We start from the raw sequence: 26494 nt of genomic DNA on the forward strand, positions 1-26494 counted from the left end.
CTGCGGCAGCGTCCGATCACCCGCGCAACGAACCCCCTGTTCCACCTCCCGGAGTCCGCATGACTGCCCGATTTGCCCGTCCCGCGCCCCCGCTGTTGTGGAGCCTCTTTCTGCCGGCCATCGTCTTCCTGCTGTCGGCCTGTTCGACCACGGCGCCGGTGACGCTGCGCGGCAGCGGTGATCTGGGGGTCGTCATCGAGCGCGCCGACGGCCGGGTCAAGATCATCGAGACGACCGGCCGCAGCGTACTCGCCACCGTCGATGGGCTGGGCGACCTGTCCCACGCCTCGGTGGTCTTCTCGCGCGATGGGCGCCATGCGTTCGTGTTCGGCCGGGATGGCGGGCTGACCAAGGTCGATCTGCTCGAAGCAAAGATCGTCGGCCGGGTGGTGCAGGCGGGCAACGCGATCGGCGGCTCGATTTCGCACGACGGCCGTCTGGTGGTGGTGCAGAACTACGAGCCGGGTGGAATCAAGGCCTTCGATGCGGATACCCTGGAACTGCTCGCCGATGTGCCTGCGGCCAGCGAGGACGGACGCCGCTCCAAGGTCGTCGGTCTGGCCGACCTGTCCGGGCAGCGCTTCATCTACTCCCTGTTCGAACTCGGGGAAATCCGCATCACCGATTTTTCCGATCCGCGCAAACCGCTCACGCAGCGTTTCGCCGGCGGCAAGCAGCCCTACGATGCGCTGGTCACGCCCGACGGCCGGCACTACATCGCCGGGCTGTTCGGCGAGGACGGGCTGGCCCTGGTCGACCTGTGGAAGCCGGAACTGGGCAGCCGCAAGATCCTCGCCGGCTACGGCCGCGGCGAGCAGCCACTGCCGGTGTACAAGATGCCCCACCTGCGGGGCTGGTCGGTGGCCGGCGGGCGCGCCTACCTGCCGGCGATCGGGCGCCACGAGGTGCTGGTGGTGGATACCGGGACCTGGCAGGAAGTCGGCCGGATCGCGGTCAAGAGCCAGCCGGTGTTCGCGATGGCCCGCCCCGACGGGCGCGAGATCTGGGTGAACTTCGCTTTCCCGGACAACGGCTGGGTCCAGGTCATCGACACGCTCAGCGGCCAGATCACCCATACCCTGCAGCCCGGGCGCGGCATCCTGCACATGGAGTTCCTCTCCAAGGGACATGAAGTGTGGATGTCCGCGCGCGACGACAACCGCGTGCTGATCTACGACACCGCCACCAAAAAGCCGATCGGCGGTTTCGACGCGAGCAGCCCGAGCGGCATCTTCTTCACCACGCGCGCGGCGCGGACGGGGTTCTGATGCCGCGCACCCTGTGCCTGCCCGAAGCGGTCGATGCCACCGCCTTTCGCCTGCTGAACGAATGGCAGCGCGATTTTCCGCTCGAAGCGCGACCGTTCGCGCGCATCGCCGAGGCGGTCGGCGAAGACGAGGAGAGCGTGATCGCCGCCTATCGCCGGCTCGCGGCGCGGGGCCTGGTCAGCCGGGTCGGCGCCGTGTTCGCGCCGCGCCGCCTCGGTGCCAGCGCACTGGCGGCGCTCGCGGCACCGCCCGATCGCCTGGATGCGGTGGCCGAGCGCGTGAGCCGTGAAGCGGCGATCAACCACAATTACCAGCGCGAGCACCGCTACAACCTGTGGTTCGTGGTGACGGCCGCATCGCGCGCCCATCTGGACGAAATCGTCGGCGGCATCGAGCGCGATACCGGGTGCGCAGTCATCGTCCTGCCGCTCGAGGAGGAGTTCCACATCGATCTCGGCTTCGACCTCAAGGCACAACAAGCGAACTGCGGAGCCGGTTGCGCCGAGCGCCGGGAGCGGAAGGCGCAGACGGCGCCGTCCGACGCCCCGGAGGCCGGGCAGGCCCTGTCCGAAACCGAGCGCCGGCTGATCGCCACCTTGCAGCGCGGTCTCGCGCTCGAGCCGCAGCCTTTCGCGCGCCTGGGCGCTGCGGCAGGACTGGACGAGCCGGAAACCCTCGAGCACATCCGGCGCTGGCAGGCCGAAGGCTTGATCCGCCGCTTCGGCGTCGTCGTCCGCCATCACGAGCTGGGGCTCGAAGCCAATGCGATGTGCGTATGGGACATCCCCGACGCCGAAGTCTCCGCGCTCGGCCGCCGCCTTGCCGGCGAGGCTGCGGTCACGCTGTGCTACCGCCGCCGCCGCTCCTTGCCGGACTGGCCCTACAACCTGTTCTGCATGATCCACGGCAGCGCCCGCGACGAGGTGCTGGCCGAGCGCGAGGAACTCGCCCGCCGCCTCGGCCTCGACGCCTACCCCCATGCCGTGCTCTTCAGCTGCCGGCGCTTCAAGCAGACCGGTGCGCAGTATCTCCACAGCAAGGATCTTGCCCATGCCTGAGCCGCAATCCGGAGGCGGGGATGGGCGGCGGGCGGTGGCCGCCAGGCGTGCGCCCGACGACATCGACCGCCGCCTGATCAACGCCCTGCAGGGTGACTTCCCCCTCGATGAGACGCCGTTCGCAAGCGTCGCTGCCGCCCTCGGCCTGCCCGAGGCGGAAGTCATCGACCGCCTCCAGAGCCTGCTCGACGACCACGTGCTGACCCGCTTCGGGCCGATGTTCCAGATCGAACGCATGGGCGGTGCCTTCTGCCTGGCGGCGATCGCGGTGCCCGAGGGTCGATGGACGAGCGTGGTCGAGGCGGTCAATGCCTTTGCCGAAGTCGCGCACAATTACCGCCGCGAGCACCGCCTCAACATGTGGTTCGTACTCGCCACCGAAACGCCCGAGGGCATTGCCGAGGCCGCGCGCCGGATCGAGTCGGCCACCGGGCTGGCGGTGAACCTGTTCCCGAAAGAGCGGGAATACTTCGTCGAGATGAAGCTGGAGGCCTGATGAACGCGTCCGATCTTTCCGTCCCGATCGCCGCAGGCATCAAGGCAGCGGCACCCGGCGCGCTCGCCACGGACGAACTCGACCGCCGGATCGTGCTCGCCACCCAGGGCGGCCTGCCGCTGGTGCCGCGACCCTATGCGGCGATCGCCGCCCGGCTCGGAGTAAACGAGGATCTGGTGCGCGCCCGCCTCGCCGCAATGCTCGCCGACGGCCGCATCCGCCGCATCGGTGCGGTGCCCAATCACTACGCGATCGGCTACACCGCCAACGGCATGAGCGTGTGGGACGTCGATGACGCCGTGATCGACGCCGCAGGCGAGCGGGTCGGGGCGCTGGCCTTCGTGACCCACTGCTACCGCCGTCCCCGTCATCTGCCGGACTGGCCCTACAACCTGTTCGCGATGGTTCATGCGGCCAGCCGCGAGGCCGCGCTGGCCCGGGTGGGGGAAATCGCCGCGCTGCTCGAGCGCGAGTTCGGCGGTGCCTGCCGCAGCCACGACGTGCTGTTTTCCGCCGGCATCCTGAAAAAAACCGGGCTGCGCATCGGCGTCTGAGCAGGCCTTGCCGGGGTGGGGCCGCCGCCCCCGCGGCCCCCCTTGACCGGCGTCATTTCCCTGCGCGCTCCGCTCGGCTGTAATCGCCGCAACCAGGAGGCTTCCATGTTCCGCATCTCGCACTTCATTCGCGAACTCGACCACCCCACCCCAGCGGGGCCGCGCCGCAATCCGCCCGGGCCAGTGGTGATCTGGAACCTGATCCGGCGCTGCAACCTGACCTGCGAGCACTGCTACTCGATCTCGGCGGACAAGGATTTCGCTGGCGAACTCGGTACCGCCGAAGTGTTCAAGGTCATGGACGAACTCAAGGCCGCCCGCGTCCCGGTGCTGATCCTCTCCGGCGGCGAGCCCCTGCTGCGCCCGGATATTTTCGACATCGCCCGCCGCGCCAAGGGCATGGGTTTCTACGTCGGCCTGTCTTCGAACGGCACCCTGATCAACGAAACCAACATCGATGCCATCGACGCCACCGGCTTCGACTACGCCGGGGTGAGCCTGGACGGGATCGGTGCCACCCATGACCGCTTCCGCCGCAAGGAAGGCGCTTTCGCCGCCTCGATGCACGGCATCCGCCTGTGCCGCGAACGCGGCATCAAGGTCGGCGTGCGCTACACGATGACCGAAGGCAACGCCCACGATCTGCCCGCGCTGCTCCGACTGGTCGAAGACGAAGGCATCGACAAGTTCTACTTCTCGCATCTGAACTACGCCGGGCGGGGCAACAAGAACCGCGCCGGCGATGCTCGCCACCGCACCACCCGCGAAGCGATGGAGCGGCTGTTCGAAACCTGTCTCGAGTTGCACCGGCGCGGCATCGACAAGGATTTCGTCACCGGCAACAACGATACCGACGGCCCTTTCCTGCTGCACTGGGTGCAGCGCCGCTTCCCGGAGAAGGCTGCGCACATCGAGGCCAAGCTGCGCCAGTGGGGCGGCAACGCCAGCGGTGTGAACGTGGCCAACATCGACAACCTCGGCATCGTCCACCCGGATACGATGTGGTGGCATGTGCCGCTGGGCGACGTGCGCCAGCGCGCCTTCGGCGAAATCTGGAACGATCTGTCCAATCCCCTGCTCGCGGGCCTGAAGCAGCATCCGCGCACGCTCGAGGGACGCTGCGGCGCCTGTCGCTACCTCGACATCTGCAACGGCAGCTCGCGCGTGCGCGCGGCGCAAGTCACCGGCAACCCCTGGGCGGAGGACCCGGCCTGCTATCTCGATGACGACGAGATCGGCGTGTGCGCGCAGGACTACGGTGCCGAGCGCGTGCGGACCACGCCCTGGAGCCGTACGGGCAAGGTGTCGGCATGAAAATGGCGGCACCCCTGCTCGCCGGCCTGTTCCTGCTGCTCGGCGGCGGCACGGCCGCGGCGCTTGCCGCCGCTGCACCGTCGGCCAAGGCGCAGCCTGCCGCGGGGGGCGCTGTCGAGGCCCACCCTCCGGCGGCGCCGTCCCGGGCTGCGGACCTGTACCAGCAGCACTGCGCGGCCTGCCATGCGCCCACCCGCTACGGCGCGATGGGGCCGGCGCTGCTCCCCGACAACCTCGCCCGCCTGCGCAAGGCCGAGGCCGTGAAGGTGATCGCCGAGGGCCGCACCGCCACCCAGATGCCGGGCTTCGCCGCCCAGCTGAGCAAGGACGAGATCGCCGCGATCGCCGACTGGATCTACACCCCGGTGACTCCGGAGCCGCGCTGGAGCGACGCCGATATCGTCGCTTCGCGCATCCAGCACGTCGATCCGGCCACGCTCTCCGACAAGCCGGTGTTCGACGCCGATCCGCTCAACCTCTTCCTCGTGGTGGAGGCGGGGGATCATCACGTCAGCGTTCTCGACGGCGACAAGCTCGAGCCGATCCACCGCTTCCAGTCGCGCTTCGCGTTGCACGGCGGGCCGAAGTTCGCCGCCGACGGACGCTACGTGTTCTTCGCCTCGCGTGACGGCTGGATCACCAAGTTCGACCTGTGGAACCTCAAAGTGGTGGCCGAAGTCCGCGCCGGCATCAACACCCGCAACGTCGCCGCTTCGCCCGATGGCCGCCATGTCGCGGTGGCGAACTACCTGCCGCACAACATCGTGCTGCTCGACGGCGAGCTCGGCCTGATCAAGACGATCGAGGCGGGCGATCGGGACGGCAAGCAGACATCAAGGGTCTCGGCCGTCTACGATGCGAGTCCGCGCCAGTCTTTCATCGCCGCGCTGAAGGACGTGCCCGAAGTGTGGGAGATCAGCTACACGAAGGCGGTCGAGGACATCCCCACCGGCTTCATCCACGACTACAAGCAGCGTGAGGGCAGCTTCATCCCCGGCTACCTGAACCCGCGCCGCACGATCCTGGCCGAGCCGCTCGACGACTTCTTCTTCACCCAGGATTATTCGGAACTGATGGGGGCCTCGCGCGCCGGGGTGGGCCAGGTGGTGAATCTGGACGTGCGCAAGAAGATCGCCGACCTGCCGCTGGACGGCATGCCGCATCTGGGCTCGGGGGTGACCTGGGAATGGACCGACGCCGCGGGCAAGGTCCGCACCGTGATGGCCAGCACCAACCTGAAAGCGGCCGAAGTCACCGTGATCGACATGCAGAGCTGGGAAGTGATCCGCCGCATCCGCACCCGCGGCCCGGGCTTTTTCCTGCGCAGCCATCGCAGCAGCCCGTACGCCTTCGTCGATTCGATGATGAGCGCCGAAGCCAGGCACATTCTGCAGGTGATCGACAAGCGCAGCCTCGAAGTGGTCAAGGAGATCGCTGCCCCGCCGGGGCGGACGCTCGCCCACGTCGAATTCACCCGTGACGGCCGCTACGCGCTGGCCAGCCTGTGGGAAGACGAGGGCGCGGTGATCGTCTACGATGCGCACTCGCTGGACGAGATCAAGCGCCTGCCGATGCGCAAGCCGGTGGGCAAGTACAACGTCTGGAACAAGATCACGCGCGAGGAAGGCACCAGCCACTGACGGCGTCCGCCCGTGCCCGCACCCCCAATCGAATGAACGAGACAACACGATGGCCCTGATTCCGCTCGAAGAACCCACGACCAAGCGCATTCCGCCCGAGACCTTTTCACTGTGGGCGCTTGCCTTCCGCCCGCTCTACCTGCTTGCCGCGCTGTTTGCCGCGATTGCGATCCCGGTGTGGGCGATCGCCCATTCGGGCGGAATCGAGCTGCCGATCCCGGGAATGTGGTGGCATGCGCACGAGATGATCTTCGGTTTCGCCGTGGCGGTGATCATCGGCTTCCTGCTCACCGCCGGGCGCAACTGGACCGGGCTCGACACCCCCAGCGGCCGGCCGCTGATGATGCTCGCCGCGCTGTGGCTGGCGGGGCGGCTGGCGATGGCTTTCGGCAGCGGTGTCTGGGTTGCGATCGTCGATCTGGCCTTCCTGCCGGCGGCGGCGGCGGTGCTGCTGCGCGTGCTGGTGAAGGCGAAAAGCACGCGCAACTACTTCGTCGGCATGCTGCCGGCGATGCTGGCGCTGGCGAACCTGTTTTTCCATCTCGCCGTGCTCGGGGTCATCGATGCCGACCCGCTGACGGCGATGCACCTGGCGCTGGGCCTGATCGTGGTGCTGGAGACGATTGTCGGCGGGCGGGTGATTCCGATGTTCACCTTCAATGGCTTGCGCGGAGTCAAGCAGTGGCGCGACGTTCGCCTCGACTGGGCGGCGGCGATCGCCACCGGCGTGGCCTTGCTGCTGTGGGCGCTCGGCGCCGGGGCGTGGGCGGGCCCGCTGTCGCTGCTGGCGGCGGTGCTGCAGGCGGTGCGCCTGGGCGGGTGGAACCCGTGGGCGACGCGCGGCACGCCGCTGCTGTGGGTGCTGCACCTGGGCTACCTGTGGATTCCGCTCGGCCTGGCGCTGGTCGCGCTGGCGCAGTTCGGCGTCCTGCCGCGCTCGGCCGGCATCCATGCGCTGGCGGTCGGGGCGACCGGGGGGCTGATCATCGGCATGATCACCCGCACCGCGCTGGGCCACACCGGGCGCATGCTGGTGGCGGGGCCGATGGAAACCGCCGCCTATGCGCTGGTGCTGCTTGCGGCGCTGGTGCGGGTGCTTACCGTCGCCCTGATCCCGGCGGCCCAGGTCGGCGGCGTGCATGCCGCAGCCACGCTGTGGTCGCTCGGCTTCCTGGTCTATCTGTGGCGCTATGGACCGTTCCTGCTGCGCGCGCGGGTCGATGGCAAGGCCGGTTGAACGCCCCCGGAGGCGCTTGATCGCATGAATGGAACGGGCCCTGCGGGGCCCATTCCATTTTCCGGGGCGGGATCGGGATCAGCCCAGGCTGCGGCGCAGCCGGCCGATATCGGCGATGTGGATGGTGCGCCCTTCGACCTCGATCAGGCCGGCGTCGGTGAGCTCGTGCAGGATGCGGGAAAAGTGCTCCTGGGTCAGGTTCAGCCGCGAGGCGATCGTGCCCTTGCTGGTCGGCAAGCGGATCGAAACGCGCCCGCCGGCGAGGCTGTCGCCTGCGATCTCTTCCTCGCGCAGCAGATAGCCGATGATGCGCTCCCGTCCGGAGCGCAGGGAGTAGCTTTCGACGTCGCCCATCAGGTGATGCAGGCGCTGAGCGAGGCCGGCGATGATCTTGCGGCAGAACGACGGATCGCCGGCCATCTCCTCGAAGAAGATCTGCTTGCCGATGTGGAGCAGGGTGGAATCGGTCAGGGCCTGGGCCATCACCACATAGGGGCGGTCCATGAACATCACCGCTTCACCGAAGCTTTGCCCCGGGCGCAGGATGTCGACGACCTTTTCGTTGCCTTCCGCAGAGGTGAACGCGAGCTTGATCTGGCCGTTCAGGATCAGATGGAAGCCGGTGCAGGGGGCGCCGCGGTGGAACAGGATGTCGCCCTTTCCGGCCTTGACTTCGCGGACACCGCGGGCGAAGCGGGCGATGTCCGCGAAGCCGAGGCCGTTGAACAGCGGCGCCTGGGACAGCAGGCGGCACAGGCGTTCGAGTTCGGGAGAGGACAGCGAAGAAGAGGGAGTGCCAGAGAGCACGCCGTGCGCCGCCTGGCCGCAGGGCGCGAGGCTGCGATCCATCGGCTTAACGGGTGAGCTGGGCATAGAACATCGGCAGGCGGGCCGGCAGCTCGTCGGGTTGGCGGATCACGGCGAAGCCCGCGGGACCGAACAGGTGCGGCAGATAGCTGGCGCCTTCGCGGTCGATGGTGACGCAGAACGGCACGATCCCACGCCCGCGCGCTTCGACGATCGCGACCCGGGTATCCTCGATGCCATAGCGGCCATCGTAGAGGTCGAGGTCGTTCGGCTTGCCGTCGGACAGGATGAGCAGGATGCGGCGGGCCGCGGTCTCCTTTTCCAGCAGGGCGGTGGCGTGGCGGATTGCGGCACCGAGGCGGGTGTAATACCCCGGCTTGATCGCCATGATGCGCCCGCGGGCGCGGTCGTCGAAGCGCTGATCGAAGTCCTTCAGACGGTGGAAGCGCACGTTGCTGCGCTTGACCGAGGAAAAACCGCACAGGGCGAAGCGGTCGCCGGTGGCGAGCAAGGCCTCGCCGAACAGCAGCAGGGCGTCGCGGATGACGTCGATGACGCGGGCCTCGGACGACACCCAGGCATCGGTCGAGAGCGACAGATCGGCCAGCGCCAGGCAGGCGAGGTCGCGCTCGCGTTTTTCCAGCGACAGGTAAAGCTGGTCGGAGGGGTGATGGCCGCTGGCGCGGTCGGTGGTGGCGCGCACCACCGCATCGATGTCGAGTTCGCTGCCGTCGCTCTGGGCCTTCAGCCAGCGCCGGCCCGGAGTCAGCGCGGCGAACTGGCGGTGCAGGCGGCGCGCGGTGCGGCGCAGGTGCTCGGGCAGTGCGCTGGGCGCAGCGCGCGGGTCGTGAGGGGAGGGCGCGAGTTCGTTGAGGCGGACGTGATCCTCGCGCAGCAGGTCCTTGCGGTAATCCCACTCCGGCAGCGGGATGCCTTCGCCGAGGACGACATCGTCCTCGGCCGCCGAAGGCAGGTCGAGATCGAAGCGCACCTTGGACGCGACCCGTTCACCGTCGCGGTTGAGCGTCAGGTGTTCCATGTTGGCGGCGGCGTCGGCGGCATTGTCGTCGGGCTCGTCGTCGGTGCTGCGCTTGACCTTGATGAATTCCGCAACCGACAGCAGGCTTTCGGCGCGGAAGGGAATGATCATGCCGTGCTTTTCCGGCGCGTTGTCCTCGCGTTCGACGCGGTGGGCCTGCTGGCTGGTGTCGCGCCCGGGTTTGCTGTTGCCGGCCTCGGCGTTTTCGGCACCGCTGCCGGCGCCTGCGCTGGCAGAGCGGGGGGCGTCGCGAAAGCCGCTCAGCCACAGCAGGACCGGCTGCGTGGCCTTGGCCTTCGGCGGTAGCGGGGGCAGGGCGGCGACGCTGCCCGGGGTCTGCAGGGCCTGGCGCAGCAGGCGCTCGCGCTCGGCTTCGGCCGGCGGCAGCCGGGCTGGGTCGGGGCGCTGGAGGAGGATGGCGTCGACCAGCCGGCGGTAGCGCGTTTCGATCCCGGGCCAGCGCCGCAGGGCATGCAGGGTGGCGCACTGGTTGTCGCGCAGTTCGCGTGTGGCCTCGGCGTCGAAGGGGGTGACGGGCAGCGCGGGGAGCGCGGCATCGGCGGTGGGAGCCTGGTCAGCGTGGCCGGCGGCGAGGGCGGCCAGCCACAGGTAAAGATCCCGGTTCAGCGCCCGTTCGGGAAGGGCGTCGATTTCCGGCGGCAGGCGCAGGGTCGAAAGATCCATGCGACCGCGGGCGATCCGCTCGTCGGCGCCGGCGATGCGCTGCAGCAGACTGCGCCGGGCACCGTGGGTATCGGAGGTGGCGGCCGCCACGCGCAGGCCGGGGTCACCGCCCAGGGCACGGAAGAACACGCCGGCAACCTTCTCGACTTCCTTGAGCCTGACCGCAGCCTTGGGAAAGTGGCCGCCGGCGGCGCGGGTGATCAGGCGGTGCCACAGCAGGCCTACGGTTTCTTCCATGGTTCAGCGTTCCTTCTGCGCCCGGAATCCGGCTTCGTTCTGGCGGGCGGCTTCGTCCTTGACCCAGGCGAGCAGCGGGCCGTTCGGATTATCGTTCTGGGTCTGGCCGCAGGCATCGATGCATTGCCTGCACTGGGTGCAGGTGAACATGTGGCGCTTGATGTTGCGCGGACGCAGGCGCATCGGGCAAACGGCGTCGCAGGCGGACTGGCGCTCGGGCAGGCAGCGGGCACAGTCGCTCGCACGCGCGCGGCGGAAACCGACCACCATGGCGTTGCGGTTGGCCATCCAGGCCAGGCTCTGGAACAGTCCGACGGCGCATACGAAGCGGCAGAACAGGTGGCGGGCGAAGAGGAATTCGAGGCTCAGCACCGTGGTCGCGGCGGAGATGAAAATCAGCTGGTTGCGGGTGAGTTCGGCGCGGAACAGGTTGCCGTAGACTTCGGCGGGCGGCAGCAGGTAGGTCAGCAGCACTACCGCCCACAGGAAGGCGAAGCCGATCGCCGCGGGGACGACCACGGCCCACCAGCGCACGTCCACCCGGGTGGGGGAGCCGTCCACCTTCCAGGGCGGCAGGCGGTGCCGCTCCCATACCGAAGGCTTGCCCGAGGCGCGCACCATCAGTTTGTTGATCGTTTCGACCACCGAGAAATGCGGACACAACCAGCCGCAGTACATGCGCCCCCATTTCCACGCTGCCCACAGGAACACGCCGGCCGCGGCGAACAGGGGGAGGAACAGGCGGACGATGATGTTGATTCCGGCGACGGTCGCCGACTCGCGCCCGGCGAGGAATTCGTCCAGTCCCAGGCGCCACTCCATGCCGAGCAGCCAGGCGTGATCCGCGTCGAGGTCGTAGCGGAACAGGTCGAACACCGGAGCGAACACGAACAGGGCGAAGAACGCGACCTGGAAGGCAAGGCGCTGGCGCTGGCGGTTGCGCGGTTCGGCCGCTTCGGCAGGGGCGATCGGGATGACGGTGCGCGCGGGCGCCGCAGTTCGCATGGTGGTGTCGGGCATGACAGATTCAGCGCTCGTCTTCACGGGGGCCGAGGATCGGATAACGCCAGGCACGGCCGTTGATGGCGCGGGCGAGCCCCATCATGCCGAGGAGGATCAGGGCAGAGTGGACGAAAGTGAAATACAGCACGCCGATGACCCAGGTCCAGGGATTGTCGAAACCGCCGAGGAGGAAAATCGCGATGCTGATCACCACCAGCAGCAAGCCGCCCCAGATGCAGGTCCAGCCGGTCTGGCGCAAGTGGTTGCGGACCAGCGGATCGGGGTGGTCGTGGTATCTGGCCCACAGCACCAGCAGGGCGACGAAGGCGAGACCGGGAAGCAGGATCAGGTTGGTCAGGAACAGCGCTTCCGCCGCCACCGCGAGTTGCGGGCCGGGCATCACGTTCTTGAGGGGGTCGGGGCGCTCGATGCTCATGATCTTCGGAAACCTCTCGTGCTGGCGCTCGATCCTCGGGGGCGGAGGCGGCGCGGGTTCAGCGACCGAAGGTGGCCGATACCACTTCCATCAGGCCCTCGGCGATTTCGGGATCGTCGGTCAGGCTTTCGACAATGCCGACGCGGCAGGCCGCGATCGGGTCCATGCCGTCCTTGATCAGGAGGCTAGCATAGACCAGCAGGCGGGTGCTTGCGGCTTCTTCGAGATCGCGGTCCTTCAGTGCGCGCAATGCGCCGGCGATCGCCACCAGGCGCCTGGCGAGATCGGGGGGGCAGGCGGTCTCTCCGATCAGCACCGCTTCTTCCTGCTCCGGGCGGGGGAAATCGAAGCGGACGCTGATGAAGCGCTGCCGGGTCGACGGCTTCATGCCTTTGAGCAGGTTCTGGTAGCCAGGGTTGTAAGAGACGACCAGCATGAAGCTGGGCGGCGCTTCGAGCAGTTCTCCGGTGCGGTCGATGGGCAGGATGCGGCGGTCGTCGGCCAGCGGGTGAAGGACCACGGTGGTGTCCTTGCGTGCCTCGACCACTTCGTCGAGGTAGCAGATGCCGCCCTCGCGCACCGCGCGGGTCAGCGGGCCGTCGCACCAGACCGTCCGCCCTTCGCCGATCAGGTGGCGGCCGACGAGATCGGCCGCGGTCAGGTCGTCATGACAGGCGACGGTGTACAGCGGCAGACCGAGACGTGCCGCCATGTGGGCGACGAAGCGCGTCTTGCCGCAGCCGGTCGGACCCTTGATCAGCAGCGGCAGGCGATTTTTCCAGGCGTGCTCGAAGACTTCCACTTCGTCGCCGGCGGCCTGGTAGAAGGGGATGTCGAGGTGCGGCGTGCCGGGCTTCATTATGCGAGTCCTTTCATGTAGGCGATGGCGATCACCGCCCAGACCACGATGATCCAACCCATGGTGAGCGCGCGCCACAGCAGCGGGGCGTTGCGCAATGCCATGAAATCGAGGATGACCACCGCTCCTTTCCAGAACGAGATCACCGCCAGGGCGGCGACGACCCAGGTGCCGGTGAAGCCTTGCTCGCCCACGCCCCAGGTGAGGAAGGTGGCCGCGAGTAGGGTCACCCACAGCCAGGTGCTGCGTTGCGGGGTGCCGTGCGTGTTGGTGCTCATGATCGGTCGCCTCAGTGGATGACGTAAACCAGCGGGAACAGGACCAGCCACACCAGATCCACCATATGCCAGTAGGCCGCTCCGGTTTCCAGCCCGTTCATGTCGCCCGGGCGGTAGCGGCCCTGGCGGGCGCCGTTCCACATTGCGGTCAGAATGACCAGGCCGAGGATGACGTGCATGAAATGGAAGAAGGTCAGCGACAGGTAGAACATGTGGAACGGGCTGCTCGACAGGCTGATGTCGTGGGCGAAGGCCGCGGCGTATTCGGTGAGCTTGACGGCGATGAAGCCCAGTCCGGTGAAGATGGCTGCGAGCAGCCAGTTCGCCGCGGCGCGTGCGGCCATGCGCTCGGCGGCCTGGACGGCGCGTACGACGAAGTAGCTGGCGGTGAGCAACAGCACCGTGTTCAGCGCGCCGGCGTTGCGGTTGAGCGCGGCCTGCTCGGTATCGAACAATTCGAGGTTGTTCGCCCGGGTGAAGGCGTAGGCGGCAAAGAACACCCCGAACGCCAGCAGTTCGGCGAGGATGAAGAACCAGATCGCCAGGTCGCCGGCGAGACGCGGGCTGTGGGCGTGTTCTGGCGCGTGTGCCGGCTCGGTGCGGTGCACTGGCGGCAGGACTGTATTTGTCTGTTCCATGCGCACCAGTCTAGGGAAGGGAAAAAGCTTTGAACTTGATCGCGGTTAATTGAGAGACAGTCTCAAGCGAGCGGCGCGCATGCGCGTCAGCCAGCAGCGGGTGACGTCGACCATGCGGCTGGCAAAGCCCCATTCGTTGTCGAACCAGACCATCAGGTTGAGCATCCGCGGTCCGACCATCCGCGTCTGCGCGCCGTCGACGATGGCCGAGTGGGGGTCGTGGTTGAAGTCGATCGAGGCGTGGGGCTCGTCCGAGTACGCGATCAAGTGGCGGTAGCAGCCTTCGGCCGCGGCTCGCAGCAAGCGGTTCACCTCGCGCCCGTCGATGTCGCGCGACAGCGTGAGGACCATGTCGATCGCCGATACGTTGTGCGTTGGAACGCGGATCGCCTTGGCCTGCACGCGGCCGGCCAGGCTCGGCAGCAGGCGTTCGATGCCGCGCGCGAGGCCGGTCGAGACCGGGATGATCGATTGCATCGCCGAGCGGGTGCGGCGCAGGTCGGGGTGATGATAGCCGTCGATCAGCGGCTGGTCGTTCATCGCCGAGTGCAGGGTGGTCAGCAGCGCCTGTTCGATGCCGAACTCGCGCTGCAGCAGATCGAGGACCGGTACGGCCGCGTTCGTGGTGCAGGAGGCGTTCGACACGAGTCTCTCGCTCCCTTCCAGGCTCTCGTGGTTGATGCCGTAGACGATGGTCGCGTCGACATCGTCCGCGCCATTGCCCGGATGCGACAGCAGCAGGCGTGGGCAGCCGGCAGCGAGAAAGCGCTGGAGCTCGGCGCGGCTGCCGTAGCGGCCGGAGCATTCGATGACGAGATCGGGCTCGTATGCCCTCCAGTCCACCGCTTCGGGAGTGGTCGCATGGGTGACGGCGATCGGCTTGCCGTCGATCAGCAGGCAGGCATCGCCGGCGGTGACCGGAGCGGGGAAGCGGCCATGGGTGGAGTCGAAGCGGGTGAGGTAGGCGATGCCGGCGAGATTGGCGGGCTCGTTGATCGCGACCACCTCGAATTCATTCGAGATGCCGGCCTCGTGCAGCGCGCGCAGGTAGCAGCGGCCGATCCGGCCGTAGCCGTTGATGATGAGGCGAAAAGGGGCGCCGGCAACGGGACGGGAGGATGCGCTGGAGCAGGGTGTGGTCACGGTGGGCGGGAGCGAGTGCGACGGGATGAAGCGCTCATTCTATCGCGTCGCCGCGCCGCGCCGGGGTCGGCTGCGTTGGTGCGGGGAGAAAGGAAAAAAGGGCGGCTTGCGCCGCCCTAACCCCTTCCCCTGGCTTACCCAGGAGGTACTACTCTTTCACGGGCGAATCAGGATTTCGCACCCTTGAGTTCGCCTTTCGCGAAGAAGCTGGCGAGATAGACCAGCAGGCCGATGAAGAACACCACGCCGGCCCATTCGCGCATCCAGTAGAACAGCATCACCTGGTCCTGGGCGGCCATGAACGACAGCGGGGTGTCGGACACGCGCTGCAGCCACACCTGGAGGATGCCGGCGGCGGTCAGGAACAGGGTGATGAACACCATGGCGATGGTCATCAGCCAGAACGACCACATTTCCAGCACTTGCGCCTTGCCCGGGTTGGCGGCGCGACCGCGCAGGATCGGCATCGCATAGCTGATCATGGTCAGCACAACCATCACGTAGGCGCCGTAGAAGGCCATGTGACCGTGCGCCGCGGTGATCTGCGAGCCGTGGGTGTAGAAGTTGACCGGAGCCAGGGTGTGCAGGAAGCCCCACACGCCCGCACCGAGGAAGGCCATCACGCCGGTGCCCAGCGCCCACAGCACGGCAGCCTGGTTCGGATGCTCGCGGCGGCGGCGGTTCACCATGTTGAAGGCGAACACGGTCATGGCGAAGAAGGGAATCGGCTCCAGCGCGGAGAAGATCGAACCCCACCACTGCCAGTATTCCGGCGTGCCGATCCAGAAGTAGTGGTGACCGGTACCGATCAGGCCGGTGACCAGCGCCAGGGTGATGATCACGTACAGCCACTTCTCGATCACTTCACGGTCGACACCGGTGACCTTGATCAGCACGAAGGCGAGCATCGAGGCCATGATCAGTTCCCATACGCCTTCCACCCAAAGGTGCACCACCCACCACCAGTAGAACTTGTCGCGGACGAGGTTGACCGGGTTGTAGAAGGAGAACAGGAAGAAGATCGCCAGGCCCCACAGACCCATCAGCAGCACGATGCTGATGACGGTCTTGCGACCCTTCAGCACGGTCATCGTGATGTTGAAGAGGAAGGCCAGGGCGACGACGACGATGCCGATCTTGGTCAGCAGCGGCTGCTCGAGGAACTCCCGACCCATCGTGGCGAGGATGTCGTTACCGGTCGCCGAGGCCAGCGTGGCGTAATCCACCAGCAGGTAGCCGAGGATGGTAGCCGCGCCCGCGACGAGGAAGATCCAGAACATCGCCAGACCCAGCTTCGGGCTGAAGAGTTCGGTTTCCGTCTCCTCGGGGATGAGGTAGTACGCCGCCCCCATGAAGCCGAACAGCAGCCACACGATCAGCAGGTTGGTGTGGACCATGCGGGCCACGTTGAACGGAATCTCCGGAAACAGGAAGTCACCGATGATGTACTGCAGACCCATGATCAGGCCGAAGATGATTTGCCCCACGAACAGCCCGATCGCCGCGATGAAGTAGGGCATGGCGACCGCTTGTGATTTGTATTGCATAAATTGATCCCCTTGTGTCTCCAGATTTCCGGTCAGCCTTCGATGTTCGGCGGCCAGTTGGCGGTGTTGATCTCGGAGGTGTATTTGAGGAACGCCACGATCTGGTCGAGCTCTTCATCGGTGAGATGGAAGTTCGGCATCTGGCGACGGCCCGGGGCGCCGGTGGGCTGGGACATCATCCACGCCTTGATGAACTCCGGTCCGCGGCGCTTGTAGACGTTGCCGAGTTCCGGGGCGAAGTAGGCGCCTTCACCCAGCAGGGTATGGCAGCCCAGACAGTTGCGCGTTTCCCAGATGTGCTTGCCGGCGGCGACTTCGGGGGTGATGTTGTGCCGGTTGTCGCGATTCGGGAGTTCGCGTTCAGTGTCGAAGGTCAGCGCCACCAACAGGAGGAAGAAAAAGACCGTCCCCCCGTAGAAGATGTTTCGCGCCATGGATTTAGTAAAGATACCGCTCATGGAGTACTCCTCATCTCTTGTCTCGTTTTTTCCGAAAAGGTGTCAATCTGTTGCCCGGTTTGTGAAGGGGTACAGCTACCTACGGCAACGCCGATGGTAGGCGAATTCTCGGTGCCGCGCCGGTATGTAACCATGATTTGTATCAAGTGGGCAGAGTGAGAATGGATGGCGGGCGAACAATCATGCATGTCGGGGGCGGCCGCGAGGATGGCTTCGTGCATATTGTGCATGCAGTCCGGGAAGGCACCGTGGCGCGCATCGGGGGGATGAAGCGCGGCCTGCTCGCCGCGCTCGCCGCGAGCATCCTGCTTCCCGGAAGGCTCGCCCAGGCCGCGCCGGTGGACGTGGCGGTCGATGTCGGCCATACGCTCGCCGCTCCCGGGGCGACCGGCGCCCGCGGGCGGAGCGAATTCGAATTCAACCGCGAGCTTGCACAGGCGGTGGTCCGGGCCTTGCAGCAGCGCCGCCTCGAAGTCGTGAGCATCAATGCCGACGGACTCGTCCCCAGCCTGCAGGCGCGGCCCCGGGCCGCAGGGGGCGCACGTTTTTTCCTCTCCATCCATCATGACTCGGTCAACGCCGGCGAACTGCATCCATGGATCTGGGAGGGGCGCCGGCTCGATTACAGCGATGCCTTTGCGGGACATTCGCTGTTCGTGTCGCGCGCCAATCCGGATACCGCGCGCAGCATCCTGTGCGCACGCACGATCGGGGCCCGCCTGCAGCGCCTGGGCTTTGTTCCGACCCACAAGAACGGGCGCCGCCGCGCCTATGCCGACGAACAGCATGCGGTGCATTACTACGATGAGCTCGCGGTGCTGCGCCATGCGTCGATGCCCGCGGTGTTGTTCGAGGCCGGAGTGATCAAACACCGCGAGGAGGAGTTGCGCCTGCTCGATCCGGTGTTGCAGGCGCGCATGGCCGACGGCATCGCCACCGGGATCGCAGCCTGCCTGGGCAACGGCCTACCCGCCGACGAGGAGGCGGATGCGGATCGGGGCCCGCGCTGAGGCGGCTGCCGTTACCGGCCTGGCGTGCGCGGCGGGGCGGGGATGGGCCGGGCGTGACGGCGCCGCTTTCAGGCCGCGGTGGCGCGCACGCACTCGCGCACCAGGGCCGGGCCGCGATAGATCAGGCCGCTGTAGAGCTGGACCAGCGCGGCGCCGGCATCGATCTTGGCGCGCGCACCGGAGCCGTCGAGCACGCCGCCGGCGGCGATGATCGGCAGCTCGCCGGCGAGCGCGCCGGCGAGCCGGCGGACGACCGCGGTGGAGGCGTCGAACACCGGCGCGCCGGATAGTCCGCCCGGCTCGTTGCCGTGGGGAAGGCCCTGGACCTTGTCGCGCGCGATCGTGGTGTTGGTGGCGATCACCGCGTCGATGCGGTGGCGGCGCAGGGTGTCGGCGATGTTCACGATCTGGGCATCGTCGAGGTCGGGGGCGATCTTGAGGGTGAGCGGCACGTAGCGCCCGTGGGTGTCGGCGAGTCGTGCCTGGGCCGCTTTCAGGCGGCCGAGGAGGTCGTCGAGCTCGGACTCGCCCTGGAGCTGGCGCAGGTTCTTGGTGTTGGGCGAGGAAATATTGACGGTGACGTAGCTGGCCTGCGCATACACCTTGTCGAGGCAGGCGAGGTAGTCGTCGGCGGCGCGCTCGATCGGGGTGTCGGCGTTCTTGCCGATGTTGATGCCGAGAATGCCGCGGTATTTTGCCGCCCCGACATGGGCGAGGAGGGCGTCGACGCCGTGGTTGTTGAAACCCATGCGGTTGATGATGGCGTGCGCTTCGGGCAGGCGGAACATGCGCGGGCGCGGGTTGCCCGGCTGCGCGCGCGGGGTGATGGTGCCGATTTCGATGAAGCCGAACCCCATGCGTGCGAGGCCGTCGATGGCCTCGCCGTTCTTGTCGAGGCCGGCGGCGAGGCCGATGCGGTTGGGAAAGCGCAAGCCCATCACTTCGACGGTCGGGGCCGCCTCGGGTTTGCCCGGGGGCAGCAGGCGGCCGGCCAGGGCGAGGGCGTGCAAGGTCAGTTCGTGGGCGGTTTCCGCATCGAGCGAAAACAGCAGCGGGCGGGCGATGTCGTAGAGCATCGGCGGATTGTAGCGATTCGGCCGATGGGGTGCGACTGCCGTTCAGCTTGCGGCAAGTGCTCGCCACTCGCCGCCACGCAGTGCTTCGAGCCCTCCGAAGCGGGCCTTGTAGGCCATTTTCGGGCTCTGCGCGATCCAGTAGCCGAGATACACATGGGGCAGACGCAGGGCGCGGCAGGTCTCGATCTGCCACAGGATGCCGTAGGTGCCGAACGCCGTGCGTGCCAGCCCGGGCTCGTAAAAAGTGTAGACGCTGGAAAGTCCGTCGGAGAGGCGGTCGATCACGCTCACCATGCGCAGGAGGCCGTCTTCGCGGAATTCGACCAGGTGGGTATCGACATGGCTTTGCAGCAGGAAGTGCTCGTACTGCTCGCGGCTGTCCAGATCCATGCCGCCGCCGGCATGGCGGGCGGCCTGATAACGCTGGTAGAGCAGGTAGTGTTCTTCCTCGAAGTGCAGCGGCAGCACGCTTGCCTCCAGGCCGGCGTGCCGGTTCCAGGCGCGGCGCTGGCTGCGGTCGGGATGAAAGCGCTGCACCGGAATACGCACCGGAACACAGGCCTGGCAGTGATCGCAATGCGGGCGGTAGGTGAACACGCCGCTGCGGCGAAACCCCCGGCGCACGAGCTCGCTGTACACCTGCGGGTCGATCAGATGGCCGGGCGTAGCCACTTGCGACCGTGCGCTGCGCTCGGGCAGATAGGAGCAGGCATACGGAGCGGTGGCGTAGAACTGGATCAGCGCATAGGGGTAGTCCTGTCGCATGATGTGGCCTGCGGGCAGTGTTGCGGTTTCGTTCAGGGCCAGGCGAACCCGGCGGCCGCATCCGCCGGCCAGCGGCACGGCGGTGGGCCGATCGGAGTCCAGTGCGCCAGCGCGCGGCAGAAATCGGTCCGTGATATTTCCTCTGCGCCCATCGACAGCAGGTGCGCAGTCGTCATCTGGCAGTCGATCATGCCATATTCGCGCTCCGCGAGCAGGCGGGCGAGATGGGCGAGGGCGACCTTGGAGGCGTCCGTTTCGCGGCAGAACATCGATTCGCCGAAAAACACCTTGCCCAGCGCCATCCCATAGAGTCCGCCGACGAGCCTGCCGTCGCGCCAACATTCGACACTGTGGGCATGGCCTAGTTCGTGCATGCGCTGGTAGGCAGAGCGCATTTCGGGGGTGATCCAGGTGCCCAGTCCGGGGCCGCGCGGTGCGGCACAGGCCTGCATCACGGCAGCAAAAGCCGTGTCGAGGCGGACTTCGAAGCGCTGCCGGCGCAGCGTCCGGCGCAGCGTCCGGCTGATATGGAGGCGCTCGGGGAACAGGACCAGGCGCGGATCCGGGCTCCACCACAGGATCGGCTCTCCGGGGCTGAACCAGGGGAAGATGCCGTTGCGGTAGGCGGCGAGGAGCCATTCGGGGGCAAGTGAACCGCCCGCTGCGAGCAGGCCGTTCGGTTCCGCGAGCGCCTGCTCCAGCGGCGGAAAGGCCGGCTCGCTGCCCAGCCAGGGAATCATGCTCCGCCCGGTTGCGGTCGCTGCGCCTCGGGGTGGGCGGCGAGATCGAGCCCGGTGAGCTCGTCCTGGAACGTCACTACGTGATCGACATCGAGGCGGATGCCGATGCGTTCGCCAATGGTGTGGTTGTGATGGCTGGGAACCAGCGACAGCACTTTGGCCCCGCTGCTCAGGCGCAGCGTGTACAGGATGTCCGCGCCGCGAAAGGCTTTATGCACGATTTCGGCGCGCAGCGGGCTGAGGTCGTCGTGGACGATGTCGTCCGGGCGCAGCAGGACATCGACGTCGCTGCCGTGGGTGCAGCCGCCACAGTCTTCGCCGCACACCAGCGGCACGGCGCTGTTGAGCACGCCGAGCTCGACGCGTACTTCGCGGTCGTTGAGCACGCGGCCGCGCAGGAAGCTGCCCTGGCCGATGAAGTCGGCGACGAAGCGGTTGGCCGGGCGATGGTAGAGGTTGTACGGGGTATCCCACTGCTGGATGCGGCCCTCGTGCATGATGCCGATCTCGTCGGCGACGGCGAAGGCCTCGTGCTGGTCGTGGGTGACGAGGATGGCGGTGGTCCGGGTCGCCTTGATGATGTCGCGGACTTCGTAGGACAGGCGTTCGCGCAACTCGACATCGAGGTTGGAAAAAGGCTCGTCGAGCAGCAGCAGGCTCGGCCGTGGCGCCAGCGCGCGGGCCAGGGCGACGCGTTGCTGTTGTCCTCCGGACATCTCGTGGGGGTATTTGCCGCCCTGTCCGTCCAGTCCGACGAGGCCGAGCAACTCCTCGACGCGCGCCCGGCGGGAGGCGGCGTTTTCCCCGCGCAGGCCGAAGGCGATGTTTTCCGCGACCGAGAGGTGGGGGAACAGGGCGTAGTCCTGGAACACCATGCCGATGCGGCGGCGCTCCGGGGGCAGGGTGTAGGCGACGCTGCTGACGATGCTGCCGTCGAGACTGATTTCGCCGGCACGCAGACGTTCGAAGCCGGCGATGCACCGCAGCACCGTGGTCTTGCCGCAGCCCGAGGGGCCGAGCAGGCAGCCGATGCGGCCACGGTCGAGGCGCAGCGAGAGCTGGCGGACCACCAGGTGATCGCCGAACGCGAGGTCGATGTCGTTGAGCTGGAGATGTGACATGGTCGGGCTTGCGGCGCAATGAATTCGTATCGCCCGCGATTATTGCATCGAGGCGATTCAAATGCGATCAATTATAATTTGCCATCGAAAGGCGGGCGCCTGCCATCCGGCGCGCTCCACGACAACGGAAACGGAATGAATGCAAAGGGGGGGCAGGCCCGAGTGCGCCTGCAGGGGGCGACGCTGACATCGACGGCCGTGGTGATCGCAGCGCTGATCGCTGCACCGGTATTGTCAGTATTTTCCAACGTCTTCATCGGTGGCACCAGTTCCACCTGGTCGCACCTGGCGGACACGGTATTGGGTGAATTCCTCTTCAATACCGTGGTGTTGTGTGCCGGCGTCGGTCTGGGTGTGGCCTCGATCGGAATCACCACCGCCTGGCTGACGACGATGCTCGATTTTCCCGGGCGGCGCTTTTTCGAATGGGCACTGGTGCTCCCGCTGGCGGTACCGGCCTACGTCATGGCCTATGTCTATACGGACTTCCTGCAGTACGTCGGGCCGGTGCAGACGTGGCTGCGCGCCACTTTCGAGTGGCGCCGCGCAGATTATTGGTTTCCCGACGTGCGCACGGTGGGCGGGGCAGTGACGATGTTCATGTTCGTCCTGTACCCCTATGTGTACATGATTGCGCGTGCGGCCTTTCTCGAGCGCGCCGGCGGCATGCTCGAGGCCGGGCGCTCGCTCGGACTCGGCCCCTGGAGCTCGTTCTTCCGCGTCTCGCTGCCGCTGGCCCGGCCCGCCGTGGTCGCCGGCACGGCTCTGGCCCTGATGGAGACCTTGGCCGATTTCGGCACCGTATCCTATTTCGGGGTGCAGACTTTCACTACCGGGATCTACCGTGCCTGGTTCTCGCTCGGCGACCGTATCGCCGCCGCCCAGCTGTCGGCTGCGCTGCTCGCTTTCGTCGTCGTCGTGCTGACGCTCGAACGCATCAGCCGGGGGCGCGCACGCTTCAACAACACCTCGCGCCAGCTTAGCCTTCCCGTGCGCCACCGTCTGCCTCCGGCGCTGGGCCTGCTCGCCGCGTTCGCCTGCTTCATGCCGCTGTTCCTCGGTTTCCTGCTCCCCGGCGCGTTGTTGCTGGAGATGGCGTTTCTCGACGGCGATGCCCAGTTCGGTTCGCGCTTCGTGCACCTGGCGGGCAACAGCTTCGTCCTTGCCGCGCTGACGGCCCTGATCGCAGTGCTGCTCGCGATCGTCCTCGGCTATGCGGCGCGTCTGGCGCGCTCGCGTCTGCCGCATGCGCTGAACCGGGTGGTCGGACTGGGCTATGCCGTCCCCGGCTCGGTGATCGCGGTCGGGGTGCTGATTCCGCTGACGCGTCTGGACAACTGGCTTGCCCAGTCCTGGGAGGCGCTGTTCGGCAGCAACCCGGGGCTGCTGCTCACCGGTGGCATCGCTGCCCTGCTGTACGCCTACCTGGCGCGCTTTCTCGCCGTGGCGCTGCAGACCGTTGAATCCAGCCTGGGCAAGATCACGCCGAGCATGGACGATGCGTCGCGCAGTCTGGGCTTCGGCCGCTGGGCGACGCTGCGCCGGGTGCACGTGCCGATGCTGCGCGGCAGCCTGCTCACCGCCGGCCTGCTGGTGTTCGTCGATGTGATGAAGGAGTTGCCTGCGACGCTGGTGATCCGGCCGTTCAACTTCGACACCCTGGCGACCCAGGCCCATACCCTGGCCTCGGACGAGCGCCTGGCCGAAGCGTCCACCGCAGCGCTGATCATCGTCGCGGTCGGCCTGCTGCCGATGATCCTGATCTCGCGCCAGATCCTCGCCGTACGGCGCAAGGCCTGAGCAACCGTCTTTCGGGTCAAGCGGGATGAATCGAATCGTCCGTGCCGAAGCCGAGCCGGGTCTGTCCGCGGAAACGCGGCTTCGCACCACTACCGATGTCGTGCACGGCCGCGGCATGATCGGTGCGTGATGTGACTTTGGCGCGTTGACGGAAACGGCCCCCGCATCCTCTGGATGCGGGGGCCGTTGCGCTCGTCGTCCCCGCCCGCCGGGGCCGGCGACACCGTGTTCAGCGGTAGCCGGCGCGGTCGTAGATGCGCTGGGCTTCGGCGACGGTCGCGGCGAGCTCACCGATCGGCAGGGTGTCGGCCTTGAATTCGCCAAGCTTGTTCAGCGCCGCATTGTCGACCTTGACGCCGGGCACCGCCGGCCATTCGTTGTTGCCGTTGGCGAAATACGTCTGTGCTTCATCCGAGGCCAGGTATTCGAGGAACTTGACCGCGGCTTCCTTGTTCGGGGCGTGCTTGAGCATGCCGGCGCCGGAAACGTTGATGTGCGTGCCCCAGGTGGCCTGGTTCGGCCACACCGCTTTCACTTTGGCGATGACGGCCTGGTCTTCGGGTTTGTTCGAATTCATCAGGCGGGCGAAATAGTAGCTGTTCGCGATCGCCACGCCACATTCCCCGGCCGCGACGGCGCGGATCTGGTCGGTGTCGCCGCCCTTGGGCGCGCGCGCGAAGTTTGCCACGATGCCGCTCGCCCATTTTTCCGTCGCCTCGGCACCGTTGTGCTTGATCATCGCCGCGCCCAGCGACAGGTTGTAGGGGTGGCTGCCCGAACGGGTGCAGACCTGGCCTTTCAGCGCCGGTTCGGCGAGCTGCTCGTAAGTCTGGACTTGCTCGGCCTTCACCATCTCCGGGTTGAAGACGATGATGCGGGCGCGGGTGGAGTAGGAGAACCAGTTGTCGGCGCGCAGATGGGCGGGGATGCGGGCTTCCAGCGTGGCCGACTTCACCGGCTGGAAAATGCCGAGCTCATCGGCCTTGGCCAGGCGCGAAGCGTCGACGGTGATGAAGATGTCGGCCGGGCTGTTGGCGCCTTCGGTGCGCACGCGCTCGAGCAGCTCGTCTTCCTTGGCTTCGATGCGATTGATCTTGATGCCGGTCTGCTTGGTGAAGTTGCCGTAGAGCTGCTCGTCCGTCTGGTAGTGGCGGGCGGAATAGATGTTGAGCTCGGCGGCCGTGGCGGCGCCGGTCAATCCGATTGCGGACAGCAGGGAGGCGAGGACAGCTTTCTTGATCATGATTGGCAGCCTTTGCGAGTGAGGGCGGGGTGATTTCTGGGAGCCGATATTAACGATAAAGATTTGCAGTTGCAAATAGTTCGCATTCGGTGCATGATTAATGGGAACTGTTCTCAAATAAGAGGTTTGCATGAATGCACTGCTCGTCGGGGCCGACCGGCTCGGCAACATTCCTGATGTACTCCGCACTTTCGGCATCCGGATCGCCGCACATGTGAGCGGGCGCGACACCACGCATCAAAGACGGTGCGCACCGCTGCCGGCGGGGGTCGGATTGGTGATCCTGTTTACCGATTTCATCGGCCACAACGTCATGCAGCGCTTCCGCGATGCGGCCAGCCGCGAGGGGGTGATGGTGGTGTGCTGCCGGCGCTCGACTTGCGCATTGCAGCAGGCGCTGGGCAAGCGCCTGGGGGAAGCGTGTGCGGACTGCTCGGTCGCTTGCGGTCGCCGGTGAACGTGGCGCGCAGGAGAGGGGGCGCAGAGAAGGGGGGCGCAGAGAAGGGGCGCCGCGACGGGAGCCGGGGCGCGCCGCGGATGCGCTCAGAGCTTGTGAGCTTTTCGGTTATGCCCACCGAAGGGGGCGCAAGTGGGCTTGTGACCGCCGTGGCGGCCAGATGATCTGTTCAGCATAAAGGCACTCGCGTTATCTGGTTTTTCGGGTCGTTTTTCGCCGTTTCGTACGTTCAAGCCCCGATTCCGGTCACTGCAGACGCACCTTTCCCGAGGGCGAGCATCTCCGGCGCGAGGCTGGCCATACGCATCAGGTTGTGGGCCAAGGCAAAGAACAGGACCACGCACTTGACCTTGGCCAGTCCGCGCACGCGGAACTGCTGCAGTCCCCGGTTGCGGCTTTGGGCATTGACGCACTCGGCGGTTGCGGCGCGGTTCTTATAGATCGCCTTGGCCTCGTCGGTCCCCATGCGCGCTCGCCACGCCGCCACCGCAGGACTGTCATCCGGCTTGGGCTGGTGCGGATCCACCGTCTTGTCCTTGGCCGCCGGCACCGGCCCGTACACCGTGGTGTGCGCGCTGGCTTGTTCGACCTGCTGGTGACCCACGAAGCCGCCATCGACCAGCCAGGCCTCGGGCGCCTGACCGCAACGCTCGCGCACCTGCTCGATCATCGGCACCATCTGACCCTGATCACTTCCCGCCGTGGCCACCTCGACGCCCACGATCACCAGCGAATCGACGTCGCTGGCCAACTGCGGGTTGTAGGCGGGCCGAAACCCGCCGTCGCCCATCTTCATGACCGTCGCCTCGGCATCGGTCGTCGAGGCGCGCGCCTGATCGGCGGCCTTGCCTTGGCGGCGCTTGATCGCTTCGAGCTCGGGCAAGCGCGCCAGCGCCTCAGCCACCCGGGCCTCGCGCTCACGGGCCGCGCGCAGCCGTGCCGCCTGACGAGCCCGATCGGCCTTGCCCGGGTCGGCTTCGAGCTCGGCCTTGAGTTGCGCAACCCGCTCGCGGGCCGCCTCCAGGTAGCCCGCGAGCTTGTCCTCGCGCCGGAACGATCCCGCCCCCGCGCTGGCCCGCACCCGCATGCCGTCATGCGCCACCTGGCGCAGCTTCACCACCCCGGCGTCGATCAGCGTTGCCACATTGGCGCTGAGCAACTCGTCGAGCGCCTCGCCGTGATCCTTCCGGAAGTCCGACAGCGTGTGGTAATTGACCTGCACCCCGCCGCACAACCAACGGTACGCATCATGCGCATCGGTCAGGCGCGCCACCTCGCGCGCGCTACCCACCCCGTCGAGCGTCGCGTACAGCCACAGCGACAGCAGGATCTCCGGCGCAATCGCCGCCCGACCAACCCCGCCCTCACGCACCCGGATCCGCTCATAGAAGCGCCCCAAGTCCTGCCCGGCCACATACGACCACACCAGCCGCGCCCGATGACCTTCCGGCAGCAGCGACTCGAGGTCGCTGGCGCGAAACTCCATCTGGCTGCGGTTCGGCAGAACCACGCGGGCGTGAGCTGTCATGACTGGGTTACCGGAGGGTGGCTGGAATGCAAGAATTATACCAAATGAATTGGCGGGAA

At 67.0% G+C, this 26494-nt stretch carries 26 protein-coding genes; 10 read left to right on the forward strand and 16 right to left on the reverse strand.

The window, feature by feature from the left end:
* The first annotated feature begins 59 nt into the window (after positions 1-59).
* The 7 genes from Tharo_RS08835 (at position 60) to Tharo_RS08865 (ending at position 7567) form a co-directional block, all read left to right on the forward strand.
* Complete coding sequence (locus Tharo_RS08835; RefSeq protein ID WP_107220878.1) at positions 60-1268, forward strand: cytochrome D1 domain-containing protein; 1209 nt, start codon at positions 60-62, stop codon at positions 1266-1268.
* Entirely contained in the window at positions 1268-2326 is a 1059-nt protein-coding gene (gene ahbB / locus Tharo_RS08840) for a siroheme decarboxylase subunit beta (RefSeq protein WP_107220879.1), read from the forward strand. The genes Tharo_RS08835 and ahbB (Tharo_RS08840) overlap by 1 nt, the downstream gene beginning before the upstream one ends.
* Positions 2319-2822: an Lrp/AsnC family transcriptional regulator gene (locus Tharo_RS08845; protein WP_107220880.1), complete on the forward strand. Its 504-nt coding sequence runs from the start codon at positions 2319-2321 to the stop codon at positions 2820-2822. The genes ahbB (Tharo_RS08840) and Tharo_RS08845 overlap by 8 nt, the downstream gene beginning before the upstream one ends.
* On the forward strand, positions 2822-3376 hold the full coding sequence (gene ahbB / locus Tharo_RS08850; RefSeq protein WP_159051676.1) for a siroheme decarboxylase subunit beta: 555 nt from the start codon (positions 2822-2824) through the stop codon (positions 3374-3376). Before Tharo_RS08845 ends, ahbB (Tharo_RS08850) begins: the two co-directional genes overlap by 1 nt.
* Positions 3377-3481: 105 nt before the next feature.
* Complete coding sequence (gene nirJ / locus Tharo_RS08855; protein WP_107220881.1) at positions 3482-4690, forward strand: heme d1 biosynthesis radical SAM protein NirJ; 1209 nt, start codon at positions 3482-3484, stop codon at positions 4688-4690.
* The gene (locus tag Tharo_RS08860; RefSeq protein WP_107220882.1) at positions 4687-6330 is read left to right on the forward strand and encodes a nitrite reductase; all 1644 of its coding nucleotides are present in this window, start codon (positions 4687-4689) and stop codon (positions 6328-6330) included. The genes nirJ and Tharo_RS08860 overlap by 4 nt, the downstream gene beginning before the upstream one ends.
* 49 nt (positions 6331-6379) lie before the next feature.
* Entirely contained in the window at positions 6380-7567 is a 1188-nt protein-coding gene (locus Tharo_RS08865; protein WP_107220883.1) for an NnrS family protein, read from the forward strand.
* 78 nt (positions 7568-7645) lie between these two features.
* On the opposite strand, the gene Tharo_RS08870 is transcribed toward Tharo_RS08865, so the two are convergent.
* From Tharo_RS08870 to Tharo_RS08915, 10 genes are all read right to left on the reverse strand, one after another.
* On the reverse strand, positions 7646-8416 hold the full coding sequence (locus Tharo_RS08870; RefSeq protein WP_107220884.1) for a Crp/Fnr family transcriptional regulator: 771 nt from the start codon (positions 8414-8416) through the stop codon (positions 7646-7648).
* A gap of 4 nt (positions 8417-8420) precedes the next feature.
* Complete coding sequence (locus Tharo_RS08875) at positions 8421-10334, reverse strand: nitric oxide reductase activation protein NorD (protein WP_107220885.1); 1914 nt, start codon at positions 10332-10334, stop codon at positions 8421-8423.
* A 3-nt stretch (positions 10335-10337) separates the two neighbouring features.
* A complete protein-coding gene (locus tag Tharo_RS08880; RefSeq protein WP_107222368.1) occupies positions 10338-11339 on the reverse strand; it encodes a 4Fe-4S binding protein in 1002 nt (333 codons plus the stop codon).
* A 22-nt stretch (positions 11340-11361) separates the two neighbouring features.
* On the reverse strand, positions 11362-11772 hold the full coding sequence (locus Tharo_RS08885) for a magnetosome magnetite crystal formation protein family (protein WP_107220886.1): 411 nt from the start codon (positions 11770-11772) through the stop codon (positions 11362-11364).
* Positions 11773-11830: 58 nt separating this feature from the next.
* Positions 11831-12631, reverse strand: a complete 801-nt coding sequence (locus Tharo_RS08890) for a CbbQ/NirQ/NorQ/GpvN family protein (RefSeq protein WP_107220887.1) — start codon at positions 12629-12631, stop codon at positions 11831-11833.
* Positions 12631-12909, reverse strand: a complete 279-nt coding sequence (locus Tharo_RS08895) for a cytochrome C oxidase subunit IV family protein (protein WP_107220888.1) — start codon at positions 12907-12909, stop codon at positions 12631-12633. Before Tharo_RS08895 ends, Tharo_RS08890 begins: the two co-directional genes overlap by 1 nt.
* 11 nt (positions 12910-12920) lie before the next feature.
* Entirely contained in the window at positions 12921-13547 is a 627-nt protein-coding gene (locus Tharo_RS08900; protein ID WP_107220889.1) for a cytochrome c oxidase subunit 3 family protein, read from the reverse strand.
* 45 nt (positions 13548-13592) lie between these two features.
* Positions 13593-14690, reverse strand: a complete 1098-nt coding sequence (locus Tharo_RS08905) for a type I glyceraldehyde-3-phosphate dehydrogenase (protein ID WP_425444935.1) — start codon at positions 14688-14690, stop codon at positions 13593-13595.
* Positions 14691-14857: 167 nt separating this feature from the next.
* Positions 14858-16237, reverse strand: a complete 1380-nt coding sequence (locus Tharo_RS08910; protein ID WP_107220890.1) for a cbb3-type cytochrome c oxidase subunit I — start codon at positions 16235-16237, stop codon at positions 14858-14860.
* Between the two features lie 32 nt (positions 16238-16269).
* Positions 16270-16695: a c-type cytochrome gene (locus Tharo_RS08915; RefSeq protein WP_075148797.1), complete on the reverse strand. Its 426-nt coding sequence runs from the start codon at positions 16693-16695 to the stop codon at positions 16270-16272.
* A gap of 266 nt (positions 16696-16961) precedes the next feature.
* On the opposite strand from Tharo_RS08915, the gene Tharo_RS08920 reads away from it, so the two are divergent.
* The gene (locus tag Tharo_RS08920) at positions 16962-17705 is read left to right on the forward strand and encodes an N-acetylmuramoyl-L-alanine amidase family protein (RefSeq protein WP_107222370.1); all 744 of its coding nucleotides are present in this window, start codon (positions 16962-16964) and stop codon (positions 17703-17705) included.
* A gap of 68 nt (positions 17706-17773) precedes the next feature.
* Here Tharo_RS08920 and Tharo_RS08925 read toward each other — a convergent pair whose 3' ends face one another.
* Genes Tharo_RS08925 through Tharo_RS08940 form a run of 4 tightly spaced genes read right to left on the reverse strand, consistent with a single transcriptional unit; the run spans position 17774 to position 21407 of the window.
* A complete protein-coding gene (locus Tharo_RS08925) occupies positions 17774-18781 on the reverse strand; it encodes a quinone-dependent dihydroorotate dehydrogenase (RefSeq protein ID WP_107220891.1) in 1008 nt (335 codons plus the stop codon).
* Positions 18782-18823: 42 nt separating this feature from the next.
* Positions 18824-19546, reverse strand: a complete 723-nt coding sequence (locus Tharo_RS08930) for an arginyltransferase (protein ID WP_107222371.1) — start codon at positions 19544-19546, stop codon at positions 18824-18826.
* A gap of 32 nt (positions 19547-19578) precedes the next feature.
* Positions 19579-20286: a leucyl/phenylalanyl-tRNA--protein transferase gene (gene aat, locus Tharo_RS08935; RefSeq protein ID WP_107220892.1), complete on the reverse strand. Its 708-nt coding sequence runs from the start codon at positions 20284-20286 to the stop codon at positions 19579-19581.
* On the reverse strand, positions 20283-21407 hold the full coding sequence (locus Tharo_RS08940) for an ABC transporter ATP-binding protein (RefSeq protein ID WP_107220893.1): 1125 nt from the start codon (positions 21405-21407) through the stop codon (positions 20283-20285). The genes aat and Tharo_RS08940 overlap by 4 nt, the downstream gene beginning before the upstream one ends.
* Before the next feature lie 135 nt (positions 21408-21542).
* On the opposite strand from Tharo_RS08940, the gene Tharo_RS08945 reads away from it, so the two are divergent.
* Positions 21543-23207, forward strand: coding sequence for an ABC transporter permease (locus Tharo_RS08945; RefSeq protein WP_107220894.1), 1665 nt, complete (start codon positions 21543-21545; stop codon positions 23205-23207).
* Between the two features lie 229 nt (positions 23208-23436).
* Here the strand turns inward: Tharo_RS08945 and Tharo_RS08950 are convergent, their stop codons facing one another.
* Complete coding sequence (locus Tharo_RS08950) at positions 23437-24450, reverse strand: Fe(3+) ABC transporter substrate-binding protein (RefSeq protein WP_107220895.1); 1014 nt, start codon at positions 24448-24450, stop codon at positions 23437-23439.
* A gap of 130 nt (positions 24451-24580) precedes the next feature.
* On the opposite strand from Tharo_RS08950, the gene Tharo_RS08955 reads away from it, so the two are divergent.
* Entirely contained in the window at positions 24581-24907 is a 327-nt protein-coding gene (locus tag Tharo_RS08955) for a DUF2325 domain-containing protein (RefSeq protein WP_107220896.1), read from the forward strand.
* Positions 24908-25136: 229 nt separating this feature from the next.
* Here Tharo_RS08955 and Tharo_RS08960 read toward each other — a convergent pair whose 3' ends face one another.
* Positions 25137-26435 carry an IS1182 family transposase gene (locus Tharo_RS08960; protein ID WP_107219580.1) on the reverse strand — a complete coding sequence of 433 codons (1299 nt, stop codon included), beginning with the start codon at positions 26433-26435 and terminating at the stop codon, positions 25137-25139.
* Positions 26436-26494 lie beyond the last annotated feature (59 nt).

Origin of the sequence: Thauera aromatica K172 (assembly GCF_003030465.1) — a bacterium.
GTDB classification, from domain to species: Bacteria; Pseudomonadota; Gammaproteobacteria; order Burkholderiales; family Rhodocyclaceae; genus Thauera; species Thauera aromatica.

What these genes read in the sequence shown, in the direction of transcription:
- Tharo_RS08835 (WP_107220878.1), top strand. Translation starts at nt 60, where the DNA reads ATGACTGCCCGATTTGCCCGTCCCGCGCCCCCGCTGTTGTGGAGCCTC.
- ahbB (WP_107220879.1), top strand. Translation starts at nt 1,268, where the DNA reads ATGCCGCGCACCCTGTGCCTGCCCGAAGCGGTCGATGCCACCGCCTTT.
- Tharo_RS08845 (WP_107220880.1), top strand. Translation starts at nt 2,319, where the DNA reads ATGCCTGAGCCGCAATCCGGAGGCGGGGATGGGCGGCGGGCGGTGGCC.
- ahbB (WP_159051676.1), top strand. Translation starts at nt 2,822, where the DNA reads ATGAACGCGTCCGATCTTTCCGTCCCGATCGCCGCAGGCATCAAGGCA.
- nirJ (WP_107220881.1), top strand. Translation starts at nt 3,482, where the DNA reads ATGTTCCGCATCTCGCACTTCATTCGCGAACTCGACCACCCCACCCCA.
- Tharo_RS08860 (WP_107220882.1), top strand. Translation starts at nt 4,687, where the DNA reads ATGAAAATGGCGGCACCCCTGCTCGCCGGCCTGTTCCTGCTGCTCGGC.
- Tharo_RS08865 (WP_107220883.1), top strand. Translation starts at nt 6,380, where the DNA reads ATGGCCCTGATTCCGCTCGAAGAACCCACGACCAAGCGCATTCCGCCC.
- Tharo_RS08870 (WP_107220884.1), bottom strand. Translation starts at nt 8,416, where the DNA reads ATGGATCGCAGCCTCGCGCCCTGCGGCCAGGCGGCGCACGGCGTGCTC.
- Tharo_RS08875 (WP_107220885.1), bottom strand. Translation starts at nt 10,334, where the DNA reads ATGGAAGAAACCGTAGGCCTGCTGTGGCACCGCCTGATCACCCGCGCC.
- Tharo_RS08880 (WP_107222368.1), bottom strand. Translation starts at nt 11,339, where the DNA reads ATGCGAACTGCGGCGCCCGCGCGCACCGTCATCCCGATCGCCCCTGCC.
- Tharo_RS08885 (WP_107220886.1), bottom strand. Translation starts at nt 11,772, where the DNA reads ATGAGCATCGAGCGCCCCGACCCCCTCAAGAACGTGATGCCCGGCCCG.
- Tharo_RS08890 (WP_107220887.1), bottom strand. Translation starts at nt 12,631, where the DNA reads ATGAAGCCCGGCACGCCGCACCTCGACATCCCCTTCTACCAGGCCGCC.
- Tharo_RS08895 (WP_107220888.1), bottom strand. Translation starts at nt 12,909, where the DNA reads ATGAGCACCAACACGCACGGCACCCCGCAACGCAGCACCTGGCTGTGG.
- Tharo_RS08900 (WP_107220889.1), bottom strand. Translation starts at nt 13,547, where the DNA reads ATGGAACAGACAAATACAGTCCTGCCGCCAGTGCACCGCACCGAGCCG.
- Tharo_RS08910 (WP_107220890.1), bottom strand. Translation starts at nt 16,237, where the DNA reads ATGCAATACAAATCACAAGCGGTCGCCATGCCCTACTTCATCGCGGCG.
- Tharo_RS08915 (WP_075148797.1), bottom strand. Translation starts at nt 16,695, where the DNA reads ATGAGCGGTATCTTTACTAAATCCATGGCGCGAAACATCTTCTACGGG.
- Tharo_RS08920 (WP_107222370.1), top strand. Translation starts at nt 16,962, where the DNA reads ATGAAGCGCGGCCTGCTCGCCGCGCTCGCCGCGAGCATCCTGCTTCCC.
- Tharo_RS08925 (WP_107220891.1), bottom strand. Translation starts at nt 18,781, where the DNA reads ATGCTCTACGACATCGCCCGCCCGCTGCTGTTTTCGCTCGATGCGGAA.
- Tharo_RS08930 (WP_107222371.1), bottom strand. Translation starts at nt 19,546, where the DNA reads ATGCGACAGGACTACCCCTATGCGCTGATCCAGTTCTACGCCACCGCT.
- aat (WP_107220892.1), bottom strand. Translation starts at nt 20,286, where the DNA reads ATGATTCCCTGGCTGGGCAGCGAGCCGGCCTTTCCGCCGCTGGAGCAG.
- Tharo_RS08940 (WP_107220893.1), bottom strand. Translation starts at nt 21,407, where the DNA reads ATGTCACATCTCCAGCTCAACGACATCGACCTCGCGTTCGGCGATCAC.
- Tharo_RS08945 (WP_107220894.1), top strand. Translation starts at nt 21,543, where the DNA reads ATGAATGCAAAGGGGGGGCAGGCCCGAGTGCGCCTGCAGGGGGCGACG.
- Tharo_RS08950 (WP_107220895.1), bottom strand. Translation starts at nt 24,450, where the DNA reads ATGATCAAGAAAGCTGTCCTCGCCTCCCTGCTGTCCGCAATCGGATTG.
- Tharo_RS08955 (WP_107220896.1), top strand. Translation starts at nt 24,581, where the DNA reads ATGAATGCACTGCTCGTCGGGGCCGACCGGCTCGGCAACATTCCTGAT.
- Tharo_RS08960 (WP_107219580.1), bottom strand. Translation starts at nt 26,435, where the DNA reads ATGACAGCTCACGCCCGCGTGGTTCTGCCGAACCGCAGCCAGATGGAG.